The organism is Candidatus Woesearchaeota archaeon, assembly GCA_027858315.1.
Classification (GTDB): Archaea; Nanobdellota; Nanobdellia; order Woesearchaeales; family UBA583; genus UBA583.
This window is the reverse complement of sequence record JAQICV010000098.1, coordinates 19,038-38,915: the sequence shown is the minus strand read 5'-3', so window position 1 is coordinate 38,915 and position 19,878 is coordinate 19,038. Positions and strand designations below refer to the sequence as shown.

The following is a 19,878-nucleotide window of genomic DNA, read 5'->3' as shown; positions in this document are numbered from 1 at the left end:
TTAATATGTTTTTACATAAGAAAGGTGTTACTGAAATTACTTCATTTGTTTTGATTACTCTTTTAGTTGTTACGACTTCAATTATTGCTTACCAATTTTCTAAGAGTACTATTGAGGATAGTGTTGCAAAAAATGATTATAATAATATGGAAATTTATTTTAATAATTTAATTCAAAAAACTAATCAAGTACAAAAATTTGAAGGTCAAAGTTTTGGTATGGGGATTTCTTTTAGTAAAGGTAGTGTTGTTGTGGAGGGCAATACAATTCATTATCGATCTTTGATTGATTATCTTGGAACTGATTATTGTTATAATGGTTTATGTCATACAAATAGTAATGATGCTGAACAGATTTATTTTAACTTAAGTAGTGGGTATAATTTTTCTAGTAATATGACTCTTCTTCCTGGGTCGTATTTTTTAATTTTTAAAAATAATAAAAATGTCTCAAAAATTGATTTGTCGTTTAAATAAAAAAGGTTATTTGCAAATAGATTTTGTTTTTGCAATATTAGTTTTTTTTATGTTTTTTTTTGTTATTTATTCTAGTTATAGTTCATATAGTAGTAATTTTGAAAAGACTGTCATTTATTCTGAGATTGAAATTGATTCGAGGGATTTATGTTTTTTTTTGGTTAATACTAATGGTAATCCTGTGAATTGGGAATTAGACATTTATAATGTTAATTTTTTAGGGCTTAGATCTTCAAGTAATTATTCTTTGGATTCTTTAAAAATTGCAGAATTTAATGATGTGAATTATCATAGTATTCTTGATGTTTTAGGTTTAGATGATTCGAATTTAAATATTATGATTAAAGGTTTAAGTAGTAATTCCACTTATTTGAATTTTGGTATTTCTAGTGATAATTTGGGAGTTTATTCTTCGATGAATAGTTGTTTTTCTAACTATAATTCTGAACCTGTTATTGTTTTTGTTGAGGTATGGAAATGAAGTTTAATAAATCGCAAATTACTGTTGTTGAGTCTTCTTTTATTTTATTATTATTTTTAGGAACTATTGTTTTTTTAGTTGTAAAACCTTCATTATCTTCGGAGTTAAATTATCAGAAAAATGTTGATACTATTGCTGATTCGATATATTATTCTGAGACTTTTAGGGATATTATTATGCTTGAAGATTTGACTACTGATACAAAATCTGAGGATTGGTCTAAATTTGAATTAGTTTTAAATTCTTCGATTTCTGATTATGATTTTAGTATTAGTAATGGAACTTTGAGTGAGAGTTTGTATTCTTGTGATGGTGATTTTAAAGATTTTGCTGAGAGAGTGATTTCAATTGAGAATAACACTGTTTCTGAATTTAGAACTTTTAGGATAGGAGTGTGTTATTAAATGATAAAAAATAAGAAATCTCAGCTGTTTCTTCTTTCATCTTTGTTTTTACTTTTACTTTTAATTTTTATTTATTCTATAGAGACAGAGAATACTTATATAGTAAAATCAGGCAAATTTAATTTATTGAACAATATAGTTTATGAGACTTGTAAGGTTGGTAAATTTAGTAATGGAACTTATATAGACTCTAGGTATCTTGAGTTTGAAAATGATCTCGAGAGTTATTGTATAAGTTATGGTTATTTATGTAATCTTACAATTACTAATAACACTATTATTCCTCCTAGTGGAAATTGGAGTTTACTTAATTATACTCATTATGATTATCACATTGATTATCGTTATGAAGGTTATAATTATTCAAGCTCATTTATTTGTTAAAAATGGATCAAAAAAAACTTAATCAAATTATGCAAAAAGCAAAAAAGAGCTATTCTAATAATAATGTAGAGTTTGATAAGTTTTTACAAAATAAATCTGAATTTATTCCTCTGAATAATTTGATTGCAGTTCAGTCTCAACAAGGCGCAGTACCTAACGGTGGTGATCCTTCTTTGGAGAATGGAGAAAATGAAGCAAATCAACAAAATTCTCAATCTCTTCAAAATTATAATAATCAATTTGGGGGTAATTATGGTATGCAACCAAATAATTTTCAACAAAATATGGGTTCAAGGATAAATGTTATTGGTGATCAAGGTAGTGGGGCTCCAATTAATATTATTGCTAAGAATTATATTAATCCTGATTCCATTGATGATAATGATGGTCTTTCAGAAGATTTAACAAAATCTACTAAGTCTCATCAGTTATCTAAGATTCCAGATAATATGATTAAGACTTCAGCTACTGATTGGGAACCTTTAAATTATACTGGTGTTGATGAAAAATATAAGTTATACGGTTTATCTTATGTTGAGATTAAATATGATGATGTTGAGCAAAAAATTATTTATCATGTGATTGAACCTGAATTATCTGAAGAAGAACTTGATGTGATTGCGGAGTTGAAAAAAGCTTTTATTTATGTTTTTGAGAAAGTTGCATTTGATAATGTTGGGACAAATAGTAGGGACATTATTATTAATGGAACTAAGAAACTTTGTTCTAAATATAAAATTAAACTTACTGAGGAGCAGTTTGGTAAAGTAGTTTATTATTTGGAGAGGGATTTCTTAGGTTTAGAAATGATTGAACCTATGATGCATGATCAATTTATTGAAGATATTTCTTGTGATGGTTTGGGAATTCCAATTTTCATTAATCATTTGAAATATGGTCCACTTGAAGTTAGTAGAAAGTTCACTGATTTGAAAAAATTAAATTCTTTTATTGTGAAGCTTGCACAGAAATCTAATCAAGAAGTTTCTTTGTCTAGGCCAATTTTACAAGGAGCTTTAACTGATGGTTCAAGGGTTGAGGCTATTTATGGTAAAGAGGTTTCAGAGAAGGGTTCTTCATTTACTATAAGGAAGTTTAGAGTAGAACCTTTTACACCACTACACTTAATGGAGTTTGGTACAATGCCTTCGTTTTTACTTGCATATTTATGGATTGCAGTTGAGAATAAAAAATCACTTTTGATTTCAGGTGGAACTGCTACTGGTAAGACTACAATTTTGAATGCTCTTTCATTATTTGTACCTCCTACTGCAAAAATTGTATCTATTGAAGATACTCCTGAGATTAATCTTCCTCATGAACATTGGTTGCCTTTAATTTCAAAGGAAGGTAATGAGAAAGGACAAGTTACGATGTTTGATTTACTTAAAGCATCTTTAAGGGAGAGACCAGATTATATTATTGTAGGAGAAGTTAGAGGTGCTGAAGCTGCAATTTTATTCCAAGGAATGGCTACAGGACATGCTGGTTTAGGTACGGTTCATGCAGACAAGTTTAATGATTTAGTTAATCGTATGACTATTGCGCCAATTAATCTTCCTAAACAGCTTCTTACTGAGCTTGATATTGTTATTTTTATGAAAACTGTAAAGGTTAAAGATAATGTTGTAAGGAGAGTTAATTCAGTTGTAGAAATTGTAGATTATGAAACTAAAAAAGATCATTTTTTAATTAATGAGTTTGTAAAGTATGTTCCAATGGAAGATGTTTTTTCATATAAAGAAAATTCTGCTTTGATTTCTAGTTTGCTTGAGAGTCGTGGTGGTGAAGAGGATTCCATTTGGGCAGAGATTGAGAAAAGAAGAAGAATTTTAGATTTCATGAGTAAAAATAAAATTTTGGAATTCAGGGAAGTTAGTCATATAATTAGGGCTTATTATAAGGATCCGAAAGCTATTTTTGAATACATGGAAGGATTTGTGAAAGAGGTAGAAGATGAAACTCAAAAATAATGATTCTAAAGGGATTATGAATGAGTCTTTTATTGAGTTTTATGTACATTTTTTATATCGTAATTTTGGGAGATTTTTTTTCTCAAAGAAGAATTTTAAAGATTTTTTTTATAGAAATTTTTATAATATTCGTTATGAAGGAGTTTTAAGAAAAGCAAATTTAAGACTTATTCCTGAAGAATATTTCTTTGCTATTCTTTTTAGTTTGATTTTAATGATTGTTTTAGTTTTTATTATGACTTTTGCTAATATTTTTATTAGGCCTGAGTTTACTCAAGTTGTTTTTTTTGGAGGTGTTTTAGCTGTATCTCTTATGGGTATCTTTTTTTATAATTTTCCAATTGTGACTTCTAATAATCGAGGTCAAGAAATTAATGCATCTATGCCTTATTTGTTACCTTATATGAAAATTTTAGCAAAAGAACTTTCATTGTCAAAAATTGTTGAGATTATTGGTGATTTTTTGATTTACAAAGAGATTAGGATAGAGTTTGAAAAAATTAGATATTATTCTACTGTTTTGGGTTATGATATTCATAGTTCTATTAGGGAGGCAATGGCCTCATGTCCATCAAGAGAGCTTGCTGATTTGATGAATGATTTAGTTACGATTTCTAATTCTGGAGGTAATATTTACAATTATTTGGATAGGAAGTTAAATAATTTGAATATTGAGATTGATGCTATTGAAAAGAAAACTATTGATACTCTTCTTATTTATTCACAAGTTTATGTTGTAGTTCTTTTAATTTCTCCATTGTTTTATACTATTATGACTACTATTTTGAATTTAGTAAATATTACTTCTACTCAATGGGGAGCTGGTAGTTCGGATAGCGGTAGCGTAGTTATGTATATTTTCGCTTTACTTGTATTTTTGCCTTTGTTTTATGGCGCATTTATGATGTTAGTGTATTATTCGAAGCCTTTATATTCGAGGTTAAAACCAATTAAAAATGAAATTACAAAATATTAGTGGAGAGGAAATTATTAGGTATGTTTTACTTGTATTAACTTTTCTAGGTTTTTTTTTTGCGATTAGATATTCTTTAACAAATATTACTTCTCCAGTTTATGTAAATATCTTTTTAGTTTTACCTTTCATTATTTTTTTGACACCTTATTTATTTCTTAGTTTGTATGGTTTAAAGAGAGTTGAATCTAAAATGCAAGTTATTCCAAGATTTTTAAGAGATATTGTAGATAATGTTGAATCTGGAATGGATCTTATTTCTTCGATTAAAAATACAGTTAATAATGAATATGGTGTTTTGAATGAGGATGTAAAAAAACTTTTCAATCAAATCTCTTGGGGAATAGATTTTGATGTTGCTATGATTAACTTTGCAAAAAATATTGGTAGTTCTACTTTGAAGAGAGATTTATATTTAGTTATTGAAGCAAGAAAGATTGGTGGACATGTTGAGAAAATTTTAAGAGAGCTTTCTTTAAAAATTGGTAATGAAAATTTGAGAACTAAAGAGAGGAGAAGTAATTTAGCATCTAATACTTTTACTGGATATATTTCATTTATTATTTTTTTAGTGATTATTGTTATGGTGTATAAATATTTATTTGTTGGAATTACTGAGACTATTAATCCTGGTGCTGGAGGAGTTTCAGATGGAAAAATTGAGACTTTTTTATCTTTACTTACTCTACTTTCTTATGAACTGGCTATCTTGTCTGGATTTTTGTTTGGACTTATGCAAGATAATAATATTATCAATGGAGCACCTCATGTAGTAGCTTTAGTAATTTCAGTGTTTGTGACATTTTTCTTCTTCATATAGTTTTTACTATTTTTATTATTTTTATTTTTATGAGATAAGTTTTTAATAGCTTTTTAATTACTTATATATATTCTATTATATTGGCCCTATGGTCTAGTCTGGATATGACGATAGCCTCCTAAGCTGTAGATCGGGAGTTCGAATCTCCCTGGGGCCGTTTTTATAGGAAGATTCTCACTCCTTCCAGGATGCGAGAAATTAGTTCCAAATACTCAAAAAAATTAAGATTTTTTTGGTCGCATTTAAAAATGCATTTCTGAACAATTTGAAATTAAAAATTTCAAATAGGTTTGAATCAATTTTGAGCTTTCTCAAAATGCTTCAAAAATTTATTTAATAAATTTTTAGTGTCCTCTGGGCCGTTTTAAAAAAAGTGTTTATAGTTATTGATTACTTATTGATTAAGACAAATCCATTTATAATTATCTGATTAATATTTATTATTGTGGTATTAGTAGATAGTTTAAATAATGTTAATTTTTTGTTTTTTGTTATGTTTTGGACGATTCTTGCAATGATGCTTGTTATGATTTATTCATTGAAGCTAGTTATGAGGACTCAAAGGCACATTGAGAGTATTGATGTGAATATTGCTAAGATGGTTGGAAAAGTTTTAAAAGAAGAAGATCAAATTTTAGCTAATATTAAAAAAAAGAAGTAATTGTGTGGAAAGATTTATATAATCTTTTCATCTTAGAATTTTATGGTTGATAGCGTTTCTGATTTCATTTCTAGTTTTGATTTTAATGAGATCCATAGGGTGTTTTTGGATAGTAACTATTATCAGTTTTTATTCCCCTTTCTTTTAAGTTACGCTTTAATGTATACGGCTTTATCTTATGTTAAAATTTTTCAGAGTAAGAAAACTAAAAAACCAATTAAGCCAATTATTATTCTTATTGCATTGATTTCTTCTTTTTATGGTGTGAGTTTTGAACTTGAGTCTGGGATGATGGTTGGAGATATGATGATGTTTATGTTTCCTAGTATTTCTGCCCTTACAATGGGAATACTTACTATGTATATTGTTGGTTCAATTTTAGGAAAAGATTTCTTTAAGGATATGTGGAGAAAAGATCATAGTGCTTATATGTATTTTACGGTAGGTGTTATTGGACTTGGAAGTGTTTTATTTTATATGGGGGTAGGAATTTTTGGGTGGGATTATAATCCACTTAATTTTGAGTCTCAGTGGAATGTTATTTTAGCAGTTGCATTTTTAATTATGGGAGTAGTATTTATGTTTATAGATTTAGTTCCTATTGGAATTGTATTCTTGCTTGTGTTCTTTGCTTATGTATATAATTCAGGTCAAGATAGTTTTTTAGGATATTTTATTGATCCAGTTGTTTTTATTTTTATTATTTTCATTGCTCTTTTTTCGTGGATGAATTCGGATAAAGAGAAGAAAGTAAAACTTGAAGAAAGTATTAAAGATGCAGATATTTCTTTGAGTGAAAAAGGAGATTATGGGAAGTATAAAAAAGACTATGAGAATAGGATTAGGGATATTATTCATGAAGGTAGAATCCAGAATAAAAATGCACTTGACAAGTTAAATAAAAAATGAACTTACTGTTGAGTGAATATAAATGTTATTAAGTTATTTTTCTGACATATTCTCATGGGAACTTTAACAGATATTCTTAGTGATGTAGATTTTTACTCATTTCTTAATGATTTGGAAGCTTATGGATGGTTTCAATATGTGTTTCCTTTCATGTTAGTTTATGCTGTAGTTCTTACAATCTTAGAAAAAGTAACGATATTTGAGGATAAAAAACCTGTAAGGGTTATTATTTCATTAGTGTTTGGTTTATTTTCTGTAGCATTTGAAATTTCAGATACAGGAGAGACTTTAGGAGACTTGATGATAACTCTGTTTCCAGGTGTTACGGCATTTTCAATGGGAATTTTAGCATTATATATTGTTATTGCAATGCTTGGTGTTGATATTACTAAATTTTTCGGAGAAAATGCAGCTAATGATAATAAATGGGTGATGTATATTCTAGGTGGTTTAGGATTATTTGTAGTTGTTTATTATTATGCTAGAGGATTTGGTTGGGACGGTTTTAATCAAGGTTCTGAATTATACGATTTCTTTGCAGATCCACTATTATATATATTAGTAGTGTTTGGTGGAGTATTTTATATGGTTAGCAAGGATGATAATCCTTCCAAACCTCCTAAGAAAACTAAGACTGAGACTGTAACAGAAGGAGAATAATTAAAGAAAAATGAAAAAGATAATATATATTTTAATTGTAGCAATGATGCTTTTATTTGTGGGTTGTACTAGTGGAACTAATGCTAAGACGAATTCGTTTCAACTTGAAGGAGCATTTAATGGAGGAGATGAAGCGCTTGGCGTTGAGTTCTCAGAAGGACAACCTCCTGAGAAAGTAAAAGATGGTGGGATTCAACCTTTTCCAATTAGGGTTCTTTTGGAAAATATTGGAGAAAATGATATCGAAGAAGGTGAAGGTCATGTTAGTTTAGCAGGAATTAGTTTTACTGAGTTTGGTATTACTGCAGAAGATGCATCGCAACCTATTCCTGAACTTCGAGGTGTTAAACAACAAGGAGATAATGTTATTCCTGGTTCAAAACAATTTGTTATGTTTCAAGGTTTGAAGTTTATGTCTGATTTGGGTTCAGGTTCACAAGAGAAGACTATTTTGCTTGATTTATGTTATCCTTATACTACTAATGCTAGAGCAAGTATTTGTGTTAGTGGAAATACAATTCAAGGTTATGATAATGATTTAGAGGTTTGTTCTTTGGATGGGAATAGAGATTATGCAAATTCTGGAGCTCCAGTTCAAATTGAAAATGTAGTTCAAAATACGGCTGGCGCTACAAGTATTCAGATTCAGTTTGATATTGTTCATATTGGTAAGAGTACTAATGGTAGAGTTTATAGGAGTGATGTTTTAGATTCTGAGTGTAAGATTAATGGTAATCCTGTTTCAAGTACTAATGCAGCACTTGAAGAGAATTATGTTACTTATTTTATTGAAGCTGGAGAATTGAATTCAGGTGTTGATTGTGGTGCTACTGGAACAAATACTGAGACTGTTCTTCTTTCAGGAGATAAAACTACTGTATTTTGTACTATTGATACAACAGGTCAAGAAGATTATGAGAAAGGCATTGCTATTGTTTTAGATTATGATTATTTTGACAGAACTTCAGTTTCAATTGAAATTGAGCATGTTGAAAGATAATATTATTTTTTAGTTTTTCTTTATTTTTTTAATAAGTTATATTTATAAATTCTAAAATCTATATCTAGGTATTATGACTATTCAAGTTAACGATGAAAAATTAGAGGAAAGAATAAAATTTCCACCTTTTGTTTCAGTTATAACTAGACATACAGGGATTTGGGATGAGAAGGTTGTTCTTAGTGAATATATTGCAACTCAGTTAAATTATTCTACAAATAATGAAGTTTTAGAGGGGAAATTAGTATTTAGAATTTATATTAAAGATATAGATGAAGAAGATAATGATTTTGAGAATATTTACATTGAAAGGAGTAAGGAGAATATGAAATTATATTCTAGAAATGATTCTAAAGGAGATTTACATCATTTAATTTTAAAATATGCTAAAATATTTAATCTAGATTATAATAAGGAAAAAGATAGTGATGAGGAGTATTTATCTGAGACTTTATTTACTGATTTAGCTGAGTTATTGAGTAATTCGGTTTTATATTATTATGATAAACATCGTCAAGAAAATCATCATGGTCTAAGTCATAACCGAGATTACGCATTTAATTAATTTTTGATAAGTTATTTAAATTAAGTATTCTTATTTTTTATTAAGTGTTGACTTATGGAAGAAGGTTTTTTTTTAGAAAAGGATAGAATTCCGGTTTTTATCGGAGTTGCTGGTGGAAAGAAGAGGGAGATTGAGAAGAAGTTTGATTGTAAAATTGATGTTGATTCAAAATCTGGAGAAGTTGTTGTTGATACTGAGGATTCTTTGACTCAATTTATTTTAGCTAATGTTATTGCTGCAGTTAATATGGGTCATAGTCCTGATAGTGCTATGAGACTTGAGGATGAGACTTTTGTTTTAGATACAATTGATGTTAAGAGTTATGTGAAAGATCATACTAGATTAAAAGTTGTTATGGGTAGAATTATTGGTAAGGAAGGTTCTACTAGAAAACTTATTGAAGAGATTACTAAGTGTAGTGTTAGTGTAAAGGACCACTATGTGAGCGTTATAGGACCTTATGAGAATACTATTCTTGTTCATGAGGCTCTTGATATGCTAATCAAAGGAGCGTCCCACAAATCGCTTTATTCTTATTTGGAGAGAAATAAAGTTAATATTAATACAGGATTACTTTAATTAAGCAATTATTTTTTATATTTTTTTTAAATTATTTTAGAAAAAAGTGTTTTTTATTAATTATTTTGATAGATTCCATACCATATTAAAAAACTCAATGTATGATTTTGCTACTTCTTGATTTTTTATCATAATACAGCTAATTTCTCCTTTTAGTGTAATTATTAAAGTATAATCTTCAACAACACAAGTCCAAGCAGGAGTCATAACTCCTCCAGGCATGACTTTAACTTCAGAATGAGGGATCTTTACTCTATCTTTAGCAATTTCTACTTCTGATTGATTGTAAATCATCTTAACAATATGTCCATTTATTTTTCTTGCATTATGCCACTGAGCAAAATATAGTTGTAGATTTCTATCGTCTATTTTAGGAATTCCAAATATATAGAAAATACTATCTTGATTAGATTCTTTAGTAATATAGTCTACTGCATATTTAATACCTTTAATTCCTTGAAAAACTTCAGTTCTATAAGTTTTTTTTAATAGTTGATTTCTCTGAATTAAATCTGGTAAGATTTTTTTAATACTTTTTTCTTTTTTATCTAAGATTTCTCTTTTTTCTTCGATATAATCTAGCAAACTAGAAGGGTCAGTTGCGTAAAAGTATTTAATATTACTTTTGATAATATGTGAAACGAGTCCTTTTTTGATAAGAGAATTAATAATATCATAAATTCTCCCAGTATTTAAATTGGCTTTTTTCATTATTTCACCCGATTTACATTCACCTAAATCTAAAATTGCAAAATATATTTTTGTTTCATTCTGAGTGAAACCTATTTCTAAAAGACTTTCTTCAACCATAATTATAATATTATGTTCTTTCTTTATAAATTTTATGTTTACTCCCCACATAGATGGGGGTGAGTTTAATATACTTGTACAACTATGAAGTAGTAACAGTAATGAAAATGGAAAATAAAAATTATACAACAAACGAACAAAGTAATGTGAGATCAGAGGAATCTGTAAAGAAAAATAGTGTCGGTAATTTATTACTTGAAGATATTATTCGTGTAGGTGAAAATGTTTGGGATGGTACTAAACCTGTTTTGAAAGGTGGATTTGAGTTAGCAGTATCTGGAACTCAAATGGCAATGAATCTTATCCCAGGAACTATTGTACCGAGTAAAATTCGTGAAAAATGTTATGATTTTGAAGATAAATTATGGGAAAAAACAGGACTTTATGATGATAGTATGAAATTGAGTGTAGAGGCTGGTAGACAAATAGGATCCGCAGGATTAGGAGCTATTTCAAGTTTAGTTTTAGTAGGATTGCCTGATTTTACTGCAAGATTGATTGTGTTTGTTGAACTTAGTCAAAATGGTGAGGATTACAATATGTGGGATAGAAACTTATCTAAAAAATATTTTCCTGCTTCTTTTCCAGTTGAATTAGTATATGCTTGTGCTTCAGAAGGTATTATATATATTAAAAATTTAAAGGAGAGGACAGAATAAAATGAATATATCATCATTTAGTAATAAAGTTTCAAGTTCGAGACATTCAAGAATAACAAGAGAAAGTGCAGCAAGAAACAGAGTAAAAAGTAGAAATGCTGCTGCTGCTAGAGAATCTAGAAGAAGAAGAGATTATATTGAAAATTCAAAACTTTATAATCAAGAAGAAGTTCAAGAAGAAGCTCCATTAACTGAAGAAGAAATTCAAACAAGAAAGGAAATAAGAGAAAAAGAATTGAAAGAAATAGAGCGTATACAAAAAAATGAATTCTATGCTCGTGTTGAGAAATATGAAAGATTTCAAAATAAATCAATTATTTATCCTACAGAAGATAGTTTTCAAATGGTATCAAGTTCAGGTAAATTTCGTTCTATGGAATTACTAAATTTCGAAAAAATTCATATTGAAAGACCAGATATGGTTGGAAGTGTGGGGGAAAGATCTTTTCCTCTGACTGATGAGTATAAGGAGAAATTAGTTGAAATGGAAAAAGCAGGATGGGTATTGTTAGATAGTTATGATATGGAAAGTTTAATTGAATATTCAGCTATAAAGGAAAGACATAAAATAATTAGTTGGGATTATAGAGAAAAATCTAGTAAGTCTTGGATTACTAAAATAATTGATGGAGATGTCGTATCTTATGATCGTGGAAATAAATTGAGTTCATATTACTTTCCAAATATTCAAATAAGAACATATTCTGAAAGGTATGATTATGCGAAAGGAAATACTATGCTAGTACTTTTAATGAAAAAAAATAAAACTAAAAAGAATTTTTTATTAGATGAGAGACTTCTTCAAGAGGAGAGTTTTGAAGATAAGAATAAGGGTCTTTCAAAAGGTATTGAAAACCTGATTTCATTATTTGATAAAAATTATAAGCAAAAACAAATTGAAAAGGCATATAATAATCTTCCAATTAAAGAAGCAATAAAATATAGGGTGAATTCATTAGTTCAAAAACAAAATCTTCCGTTAGAAGTAACTGTAGAAGAATATAAAGTGAATCTTGAAATTAAATCAGTATATTCATTTGTAGAGAACTTAGAAAAATGGTCGTATGACTTAACACCATATAATAAAGAAGCAATTGAAAATACATTAGAAGATAGAAATGAAATAGTTACAGAAATTGCTAATAACTTTAATGATTTCGTAGAAAGTTTGACTTATGAAATTCCAGTTAAATATAGAAAATTGGAAAAATAGAATTAATATAAAATAATTGGAATAATTTTAAAATTCTTCGACATTACCAAAATCTGCAATTAATCCTTTTTTCTCAAGAGCTTTTACTTCATTTGGTTTGTATTTGTAGAATAGGTCTGCTTTATTTTCATCTAGTTCCCATGGTTCTAGGAGTACAATGTCTCCTTCTCTTATCCAAAGGTATTTCTTAGCTCTTCCTGGAACTCTTGCTAAGATATCTCTACCATCTGCACTTCTGATTTTCATTCTTGATCCACCTAATCTTTTTTCAACTAGTCCTATGAATTGTTTTCCTCTAGGAAATTTAACTTTTGTTGATTCTTGATTTTCTAGATCTGCTAATTTCTTTTTTTTTGGATTCATCTATTAAATTCTAATATTATATTATTTATAAAGGTTGTTTTATCTTTGTTGTTTTTTGTTTATCTGAAATCAAGTTTGTATAGTTGAAATATAGTGATTAAAAGACTTATAATGATTGGTCCTAAGAATATACCTATAAATCCAAATACTTCAAGGCCTCCTAATATACTTAAAAGTATTAAAAATGAATGGACTTTAATTTTTTGTTTTATTAAAAATGGTCTGATAAAATTATCTGATAGACTAATAACAACTCCACCGTATAATAGTAGAAGGATTGCAGATAAATAGTCTTGTTGAGAATATAAATATAAAACTCCTGGTACCCATACAAATGCTGTACCTATCATAGGAATTAGTGCAAAAAATGATGCAATTGTTGCCCAAAATATTGGCGAATTTAATTCGAAAAACCAAAATCCTAATCCTACTAATCCTCCTTGAATCATTGCAACAAAAATTGAATCTACAAATACTGCTAAAGTTACATCTTTGAATCTATAAAATAAAGCATCTTTATAATCATTTTTCATAGGAATCATTTTTTTTATACTTTGTAAAAAATTTTCTCCATCAACTAATAAATAATAAAATGCTAGGATAAATACAAAAAAATTTAAAATTATAGTTGTTATAGAGTTGAATATTTCTGAAAATGAATTTATTAAATATTGGCCCGTTTTTGTGACAATTGAGTCGAATTTCAAATCTATTACATTAACATTGCTTTTTAATGTATTACAAAAAAAATATTGACAATTGTCAAAATTTAGATTATTTACAATGCTATCTGAATTTTGTATGATTGAACTTGTTTGTTCTATTAGTGAGGTTAATAGTAAATAAGTTGGTAGGAGAATTAATGTTATTGCTAAAAAAATTATGAATATTGCTGATATTGTTTTATTTTTAGTTTTTTGTTTAAGTTTTTGATAAGGTTTGTAGAATATGAATACAAAAGATACTGCAAGAAACAATGAAATTATGAATCCTTTGATTAAATAAAAAAATAGACTAACTAAGGATATAATGATAAAAACTTCGAAATAATTTTCAACTTTTATCATCTCTTCTCTTCTCATAGTTTTTTTTAGGTATTTTTAATTTTAATATATTATATTAACTTATAGGTAAGAATTAGTTTTTTTTGATTAAATTAGTATTTATTTTATAATCACTAAATTAAAAATTGTTTTAATTATTTGATTTACATTTTTTGGTAAACTTTTTGATTCTAAAAAGATATATTTATATTTAGAAGTGTAGTTTATTTATTACAATGACAGAAGAAAATTACGAAGAAGTTACTGAATTAGATTTAATTTATGAATCACATGATAAGGTTGATGCTTTAATCGATTTATTAATTGAGAAAGGTGTAATCGGTCAAGAAGAGTATGAAGAAAGACTAGCTCAAGTTATTGAAGCTAATGAAGAAGCAGAAGACGAAGAATAAAAATCACTTAAGTGATTTTTAACCAATTTGAGGTTTCTCAAATAGGAATAAATATATTCTTTGAATTCTTTAATTTTAATAATAACTATCTCCTACATAATGTATAATTTTAACTGACTTGCCTTTTTCTTGATTTTGCATATCTTCTGATGAAAACATAGATATTCCTATTGCAATAGTTTTGTTATGATTCTCATCTTTTACTAAAATTATATCATTTTTGTTTATGTTATCCTCAATTTTTTGAATTCCAGGTCTCATTAAGTCTGCTCCTTTTATTACGAAAGGGATTGCGCCTTTGTCTACATATACTGAAGAATATTTCGAATCATCAACAGATTTTAGATGTGGAATGTATTTGTCATCTTTTATGATTAGAAATTTTTCATTTGCATTATAAATTACGCTATCATTACCTTCTTTTATTTCACCTTTTTTGTTTATTTCGTATCCTTTTGGAAGTTTGTTTTCAAGTTCTTTTTTTTCTTTGTTTGATAAAAATCTCATAATATAGTTCTGTTTGCTAAAATTTATAAACGTTTATATTATATATTTTGTATGGCTGAAATTTTTGCGATAGGTTTTTTAGAGAATTTAAAGGTTTTATTTGTTGGTATTTTGATGTATGTAATTATTTATGCACTTTTGACAAAGTTAGAAGTACTAGGTGAGAAAAAAGAAACAATTAATGCACTAGTAGCACTTTTAGCAGCAATTATTGTATCTTTTAGTGGAGTTGTAACTTACGCAATTAGTTATGCAATAAATTGGTTTGTGATTATATTTTTTATAGTATTTTTACTTATGATTATTTTTATGTTTTTAGGAGTTGATGCAGGAAAGATCACTGCTCAAGTTATTAAGAAAGAGAATGCTAAAATAATTTTAATAGCATTTGCACTTTTATTCTTAGTTATTGTTGTTAAAAGTTTTTTTGCTTTGAACAATTCTTTTGATATTAATAATCCTCAAAATGATTCTTATATTATTGATACTAGTTACAATACTGGGGTTGACGATATTACTAATACTGAAATTGATACTGGTGTATTTTCAAATATAGATAGTGATGTGGTCTCTGCAGTTATGTTTTTGTTGGTGATAGGAGTATTTGTAATACTTATGGGTAGGTAAGAATTATTTTATTTTTTATTTTTTACTTTTTCTTCTATTTCTTTTACTTCTATTTTGTCAACTTCTTCCTTGAAATATTCAAGAGCCTTGAGGTAAGATAGTTTTTTAAAGTAGATTACTTCTAGAGGGGGTTGCATGTATTCAACCCATTTGAATGATTTAAATTCAGGTTTTTCTTGATTGTCAAATCTAATTTCAGAGTCTTTACCATAGAAATATAGTAAAAAGAAGTTTTGTTCATTCCCATTCATACCATATTTCTCTTTTAGGTAGTGTGGAAAGATGTATTTAATTGGTTCATCCATTTGGCTTAGAACCTCTAATTTGTCAGTGCCAATTTCTTCTTTTAACTCTCTTAATACTGCTTCTTCTCTACTTTCTCCCTTCTCTAGCCCTCCTTGCGGAAATTGCCATGCTCCATCAATCCATATGTGTTCGCACATCAGAACCTTTTTGTCTTTGTTAATAATAATTGCTGTAACGTTATCTCTATATTTTTCTGCCATTTTTTCAAAAAAATAGTCTATGTCTATTTAAACCTATTAATTATGGTTTGGAGTTGTTTATAAGAGTTATGTTATTTTATTGTTTACTTTTTACGATTTATAAACTTAATAGATTATATTTTATAATTTTTAAGCCATCTTTATGTAGTCTTTACAAAAGCAATGAATTGTTAATTCCTATGCCGTTGTAAACCTTTGGGGTTTACAAAGCTTTATAAATAAGTTTTTTAGTATTTTTCTTATGATTAAAAGGTTTGTTTTAGCAGTTGTAACTTTATTAATGATGAGTTCAATTTTTGCAGCTCCATTAAATTTAGATTTAGGCAATGATGATTCGTTGAATGATGAGATTTTAGTTGAAAAAGATATTCTTACTTACTTGTTTTTATATATTGATGAAGAAGCTCCTTCAAATAAAATTTCTTATGAAATTAATTATTTAAGTGGTCTTAGTAGTTTGTTTGAGCTAAATCTTAAGTTTAATAGTTCGGATGAAGACTTAGAAGATTTTGAGGGTGTGATTTGTTCTTATGATTTGTCATTTAATGAAGGAGATGAGCGATATGAGAAAATTACTTGTGAAGTTTCAAAGCTCGGGGATGGAGAGTATGAATTTAGTGCAGTTCTAAAAGATGAGTTAGGTGAGGTTGTTAATTTTTTCTCAAATACTGAATTTTTATATTCAGGTATTTCTGCAAATCAAGAATTTATTGATTTAGGAGATAAAACTCAAGTGATTTTACATATTGATGGTTCAATGGAAGGTCTTAAAATTGGAAGTAGAATTCCTAAAGAAGTTATTGAAAATTTAAACTCAGAGAATCAAGATGATTTAATTTTTAGTGATTTGGAGTATGAGATTTTAGATGAGGACCCTCTTATTGCTTGGAGTGTTGAAGAAATTCCCTCAGATATTAATTATACGATTAATAAAAAAGTTAGTTTGGCAGATAGAGAGAAGTTTAAAATTGAAGTTGCAGATAATGCAAGTTTCAAATTTATTAATTATCTTGCAATTTTATTAGTTGGAGTAATTTTATTTTTCATATTTAGACCTATGTTTAAAAAATGAGTAAAAAATCTCAAATTTCAATTTTTATTTTGATTGCTGTATTTATTTTGTTTTTGTTAATTTTTCTAATTTTTTCTAATTTTAGTGATAAGAATAATCAAATTGATAAAGATAAAGTTAAAATTAATTCAGTTGGTGATGATAGGATAAATTTTGTTAAAGAGAGAGTTGATCATTGTATTGATAGAAGTTTAAAGAGGGCAACAATTACTTCTGGATTGAGGGGTGGATTTATTTATAATGAGGGTGAATATTATTTTGGAGGAGTTATTCCTCATGATACTTATACAAAAAAACTATTTTCTAATCTTGATTTGAATTGGAATAATTTACAGTCAAGAGTTTTAGTACATTCACAAGTTGAGATATATTCTCCACCAATTGATGATTCTACTAATTCAATTTATTCTCATACTATTAAAGAAGATTTTGAAAGATTTATTACATATGAATTTTTGAAGTGTTTAAATTTTGAAGATGTAGAAGAATTATATGATTTTGAATATAATGATTTTACTGGAAATGTTTTATGGTTTGATTTAGTTGAGGGTATTATTTTTATTGAGAATTTTGATGCAGAGATTGGAGATGAATTAGAGCTTGATTATTTTGAGGGTTTTATTTCTGGTGAAGTTGTTTCAGAAACTGAGTTTTATTTTATTGCACATTTTGATGATATTTCAGTTTTGAATAATGTTGATCCACAATCCCTTAGTAATATGAGTGTTATTAATTTGAATAATAAATTCGAAGTTAATGTAACTTTTAATATTGAAGATATTAGTGCAGAAGTTTTTTATCCTATTGGCGTTTCTAATAAGGATTTTTCTACATCTTATGAAAATTCTAAGGTTACTTTAAATGTTAGATATGGTGCAATTATAAATGAATTTTCTAAGAAAATTCTCAATTATAAGTATGACTTGAATAAGAGTATTAATTATTTGAATGGTGAAAATATTGTTGAAGTTTTATCTTCAAGTGATTATTTTAGGAATTTATTTGCAAATGTGGGAGTTGAAAATTCAGGTTTTGAGTTTAGAAGTAGATATATTTTAGATGAAGAAGAACATAAACAGTATGTTTATTCTATAATTGATTATAATAGTATGATTTTAGGTAGGCCTTTTGTTTTTAATTTTGCTTATGAAAATGTTGCACCATATATTGAATTTACAAATTTGGATTTAGGTTTTGATGTTGATTATTCAGAGGATGCTATAGTCATGATAGCCTCAGCTAATGTTCCTATAACTTATAATTTATGGGATGAGAGTTATGATGAACAGATTGTAGATAATTGGAAGTTTTATTTTGTTGAACAGCATATTCATAGGAGTGATGCAGATTTTGATTTGACGCCTGAAGGGATGCTTACTTTTTTACCAAAAAGAGAGAAATTGTATACTTATGAAATACAGATTACTGATGGGGATGCAATTAGAACTTACAATTTAGTATTCATTACAGGTTTTCCAGATAATACTAATAATCAAGAATTTGTTGAGTGTATAGATTTTAATAATTTTGGACATTCGCTCTTTCCAATAGAGGGTCCATTTGATAATGTTTTTATTGATTTAAGTACTGATTATAATAGTGTTTTTGGTTATCAACTTTATGTTGATCCTTCTTTAGGTATTGACATTCAACCTTCAATTTTAACACTTAAGAGGTTTTGTAGTGTTCCTATTAGTAATTTTCCTGTAAGAATTGAAATTTTTGAAGGAGTAAATTTGATTGATACTTATACTCAAACTTTTGAGAGTGCAGGTGATTTAGATTTTGAGATTCCAATATCGGATAAGGTTCAAAGAGTTGAGATTACAGTTGAAAATTCAGCAGAGTCTTCTATGATTGAGCCTTTTGTTATTGAAATTTATCCTGCTCAATGTTTGGGTCCACATCCATTAGAGATTGATGGTATTAATGGTGATCTTAGTTGTTGTAATGTTTTGGATGTTTTGGATTCGATTAATGATGGCAATCCTGTACCTTATTTAGATAATGTTTTAGATGGCGAAGTTGTTTTGGATGATGAGTTGTATTTAAAATTTGATTATAGTTCTGATGATTTTGATTATTCAAATGAGATTTTATGGAATGTTTTTGGTAGTGACATTTCTTCTTTGTATATAACTCAAATTGTTGCTCAATGTTCAGGTGTTTATCCAGTATTTTATAAAAATTTGAATCCTTTTGTTGGTAACGATTTGCAAAAAAATCTAGATGCAGTAGAGGTTAATATTAATGGAAATTATATTTTAGGAGAACCTAATGTTGATGTACTAAGAGCAACTTATGTTGAACAACAAGACGATATTTGTGAATTTGGATATATTGATAATATTTCAGGAATTAAGTTTTTTATTGAAGGTGATTTGGCTTTTAATACTGGATTTGTGAATATGAATTCAGATAGTGGAGATGTAGGAATTTTTCCTATTCCAGATGGAACTGAATTTAGTGACATTTATGTTTTATGTGATGATACAACTCTTGTTGGGAACCAAATTTCAGGTTGGAGTACAGGAGATTTTGGATTTGGGCGTGGAAAAATTTATGTTAGTAAGAGTTATTGTAGTCAGGATGTTGTCGGTTCGAGTTCTTGTTTGCCTAAATTGCAAACAGTTAGTCCTACTATTTATGGTAGCGATTTGAGCGCTCAATGTAGTGATTTATTTTATGATTATAGTTTGGGAGTATTTGATACTCAAGATAATGATGATATGTGCGGTGTAGGAGAAACTTGTATTTCTGGAATTTGTGTTGTTTCTTAA

At 27.7% G+C, this 19,878-nt stretch carries 24 protein-coding genes and 1 tRNA gene; 20 read left to right on the top strand and 5 right to left on the bottom strand.

Annotated features, from left to right (window positions below; translation table 11 throughout):
* Nucleotides 1–5: 5 nt before the first annotated feature.
* The 14 genes from PF569_09700 (at nucleotide 6) to PF569_09635 (ending at nucleotide 9,885) form a co-directional block, all read left to right on the top strand.
* Nucleotides 6–476 (top strand): hypothetical protein, encoded by a 471-nt coding sequence (locus tag PF569_09700; protein MDA3856505.1) that lies wholly within the window; start codon nucleotides 6–8, stop codon nucleotides 474–476.
* On the top strand, nucleotides 445–957 hold the full coding sequence (locus tag PF569_09695; GenBank protein MDA3856504.1) for a hypothetical protein: 513 nt from the start codon (nucleotides 445–447) through the stop codon (nucleotides 955–957). Before PF569_09700 ends, PF569_09695 begins: the two co-directional genes overlap by 32 nt.
* Nucleotides 954–1,361 (top strand): hypothetical protein, encoded by a 408-nt coding sequence (locus PF569_09690; GenBank protein ID MDA3856503.1) that lies wholly within the window; start codon nucleotides 954–956, stop codon nucleotides 1,359–1,361. Before PF569_09695 ends, PF569_09690 begins: the two co-directional genes overlap by 4 nt.
* The gene (locus PF569_09685) at nucleotides 1,362–1,745 is read left to right on the top strand and encodes a hypothetical protein (protein MDA3856502.1); all 384 of its coding nucleotides are present in this window, start codon (nucleotides 1,362–1,364) and stop codon (nucleotides 1,743–1,745) included.
* 2 nt (nucleotides 1,746–1,747) lie between these two features.
* Complete coding sequence (locus tag PF569_09680) at nucleotides 1,748–3,718, top strand: type II/IV secretion system ATPase subunit (protein ID MDA3856501.1); 1,971 nt, start codon at nucleotides 1,748–1,750, stop codon at nucleotides 3,716–3,718.
* The gene (locus PF569_09675; protein MDA3856500.1) at nucleotides 3,702–4,694 is read left to right on the top strand and encodes a type II secretion system F family protein; all 993 of its coding nucleotides are present in this window, start codon (nucleotides 3,702–3,704) and stop codon (nucleotides 4,692–4,694) included. Before PF569_09680 ends, PF569_09675 begins: the two co-directional genes overlap by 17 nt.
* The gene (locus tag PF569_09670) at nucleotides 4,675–5,511 is read left to right on the top strand and encodes a type II secretion system F family protein (GenBank protein ID MDA3856499.1); all 837 of its coding nucleotides are present in this window, start codon (nucleotides 4,675–4,677) and stop codon (nucleotides 5,509–5,511) included. Before PF569_09675 ends, PF569_09670 begins: the two co-directional genes overlap by 20 nt.
* An 82-nt stretch (nucleotides 5,512–5,593) precedes the next feature.
* A tRNA-Arg gene (locus PF569_09665) sits at nucleotides 5,594–5,668 on the top strand.
* A 288-nt stretch (nucleotides 5,669–5,956) separates the two neighbouring features.
* Nucleotides 5,957–6,172: a hypothetical protein gene (locus tag PF569_09660; GenBank protein ID MDA3856498.1), complete on the top strand. Its 216-nt coding sequence runs from the start codon at nucleotides 5,957–5,959 to the stop codon at nucleotides 6,170–6,172.
* Nucleotides 6,173–6,214: 42 nt separating this feature from the next.
* The gene (locus PF569_09655; GenBank protein ID MDA3856497.1) at nucleotides 6,215–7,081 is read left to right on the top strand and encodes a hypothetical protein; all 867 of its coding nucleotides are present in this window, start codon (nucleotides 6,215–6,217) and stop codon (nucleotides 7,079–7,081) included.
* Between the two features lie 54 nt (nucleotides 7,082–7,135).
* Nucleotides 7,136–7,741 (top strand): hypothetical protein, encoded by a 606-nt coding sequence (locus PF569_09650; GenBank protein MDA3856496.1) that lies wholly within the window; start codon nucleotides 7,136–7,138, stop codon nucleotides 7,739–7,741.
* A 10-nt stretch (nucleotides 7,742–7,751) separates the two neighbouring features.
* Entirely contained in the window at nucleotides 7,752–8,741 is a 990-nt protein-coding gene (locus tag PF569_09645) for a hypothetical protein (protein ID MDA3856495.1), read from the top strand.
* Nucleotides 8,742–8,814: 73 nt separating this feature from the next.
* Nucleotides 8,815–9,306: a hypothetical protein gene (locus PF569_09640; protein ID MDA3856494.1), complete on the top strand. Its 492-nt coding sequence runs from the start codon at nucleotides 8,815–8,817 to the stop codon at nucleotides 9,304–9,306.
* Between the two features lie 54 nt (nucleotides 9,307–9,360).
* Complete coding sequence (locus tag PF569_09635) at nucleotides 9,361–9,885, top strand: KH domain-containing protein (GenBank protein ID MDA3856493.1); 525 nt, start codon at nucleotides 9,361–9,363, stop codon at nucleotides 9,883–9,885.
* Between the two features lie 60 nt (nucleotides 9,886–9,945).
* Here the strand turns inward: PF569_09635 and PF569_09630 are convergent, their stop codons facing one another.
* Entirely contained in the window at nucleotides 9,946–10,695 is a 750-nt protein-coding gene (locus tag PF569_09630; GenBank protein MDA3856492.1) for a hypothetical protein, read from the bottom strand.
* 107 nt (nucleotides 10,696–10,802) lie between these two features.
* Between PF569_09630 and PF569_09625 the strand changes: the two genes are divergently transcribed.
* Both PF569_09625 and PF569_09620 read left to right on the top strand, forming a co-directional pair.
* The gene (locus PF569_09625; GenBank protein MDA3856491.1) at nucleotides 10,803–11,354 is read left to right on the top strand and encodes a hypothetical protein; all 552 of its coding nucleotides are present in this window, start codon (nucleotides 10,803–10,805) and stop codon (nucleotides 11,352–11,354) included.
* A gap of 1 nt (nucleotide 11,355) precedes the next feature.
* Nucleotides 11,356–12,567 (top strand): hypothetical protein, encoded by a 1,212-nt coding sequence (locus PF569_09620; GenBank protein ID MDA3856490.1) that lies wholly within the window; start codon nucleotides 11,356–11,358, stop codon nucleotides 12,565–12,567.
* Between the two features lie 27 nt (nucleotides 12,568–12,594).
* On the opposite strand, the gene PF569_09615 is transcribed toward PF569_09620, so the two are convergent.
* A complete protein-coding gene (locus PF569_09615) occupies nucleotides 12,595–12,930 on the bottom strand; it encodes a translation initiation factor IF-1A (protein MDA3856489.1) in 336 nt (111 codons plus the stop codon).
* A gap of 59 nt (nucleotides 12,931–12,989) precedes the next feature.
* The gene (locus tag PF569_09610) at nucleotides 12,990–14,012 is read right to left on the bottom strand and encodes an AI-2E family transporter (GenBank protein MDA3856488.1); all 1,023 of its coding nucleotides are present in this window, start codon (nucleotides 14,010–14,012) and stop codon (nucleotides 12,990–12,992) included.
* Nucleotides 14,013–14,209: 197 nt separating this feature from the next.
* On the opposite strand from PF569_09610, the gene PF569_09605 reads away from it, so the two are divergent.
* Nucleotides 14,210–14,386: a hypothetical protein gene (locus PF569_09605; protein MDA3856487.1), complete on the top strand. Its 177-nt coding sequence runs from the start codon at nucleotides 14,210–14,212 to the stop codon at nucleotides 14,384–14,386.
* Between the two features lie 75 nt (nucleotides 14,387–14,461).
* Here PF569_09605 and PF569_09600 read toward each other — a convergent pair whose 3' ends face one another.
* Nucleotides 14,462–14,893 carry a DUF1947 domain-containing protein gene (locus PF569_09600; GenBank protein ID MDA3856486.1) on the bottom strand — a complete coding sequence of 144 codons (432 nt, stop codon included), beginning with the start codon at nucleotides 14,891–14,893 and terminating at the stop codon, nucleotides 14,462–14,464.
* 51 nt (nucleotides 14,894–14,944) lie between these two features.
* Here PF569_09600 and PF569_09595 point away from each other — a divergent pair, with 51 nt between their 5' ends.
* Nucleotides 14,945–15,520 (top strand): hypothetical protein, encoded by a 576-nt coding sequence (locus PF569_09595; GenBank protein ID MDA3856485.1) that lies wholly within the window; start codon nucleotides 14,945–14,947, stop codon nucleotides 15,518–15,520.
* Between the two features lie 8 nt (nucleotides 15,521–15,528).
* On the opposite strand, the gene PF569_09590 is transcribed toward PF569_09595, so the two are convergent.
* A complete protein-coding gene (locus PF569_09590) occupies nucleotides 15,529–16,026 on the bottom strand; it encodes an RNA pyrophosphohydrolase (protein MDA3856484.1) in 498 nt (165 codons plus the stop codon).
* A gap of 241 nt (nucleotides 16,027–16,267) precedes the next feature.
* Between PF569_09590 and PF569_09585 the strand changes: the two genes are divergently transcribed.
* Both PF569_09585 and PF569_09580 read left to right on the top strand, forming a co-directional pair.
* Nucleotides 16,268–17,098, top strand: a complete 831-nt coding sequence (locus PF569_09585) for a hypothetical protein (protein ID MDA3856483.1) — start codon at nucleotides 16,268–16,270, stop codon at nucleotides 17,096–17,098.
* Nucleotides 17,095–19,878, top strand: a complete 2,784-nt coding sequence (locus PF569_09580) for a hypothetical protein (GenBank protein ID MDA3856482.1) — start codon at nucleotides 17,095–17,097, stop codon at nucleotides 19,876–19,878. The genes PF569_09585 and PF569_09580 overlap by 4 nt, the downstream gene beginning before the upstream one ends.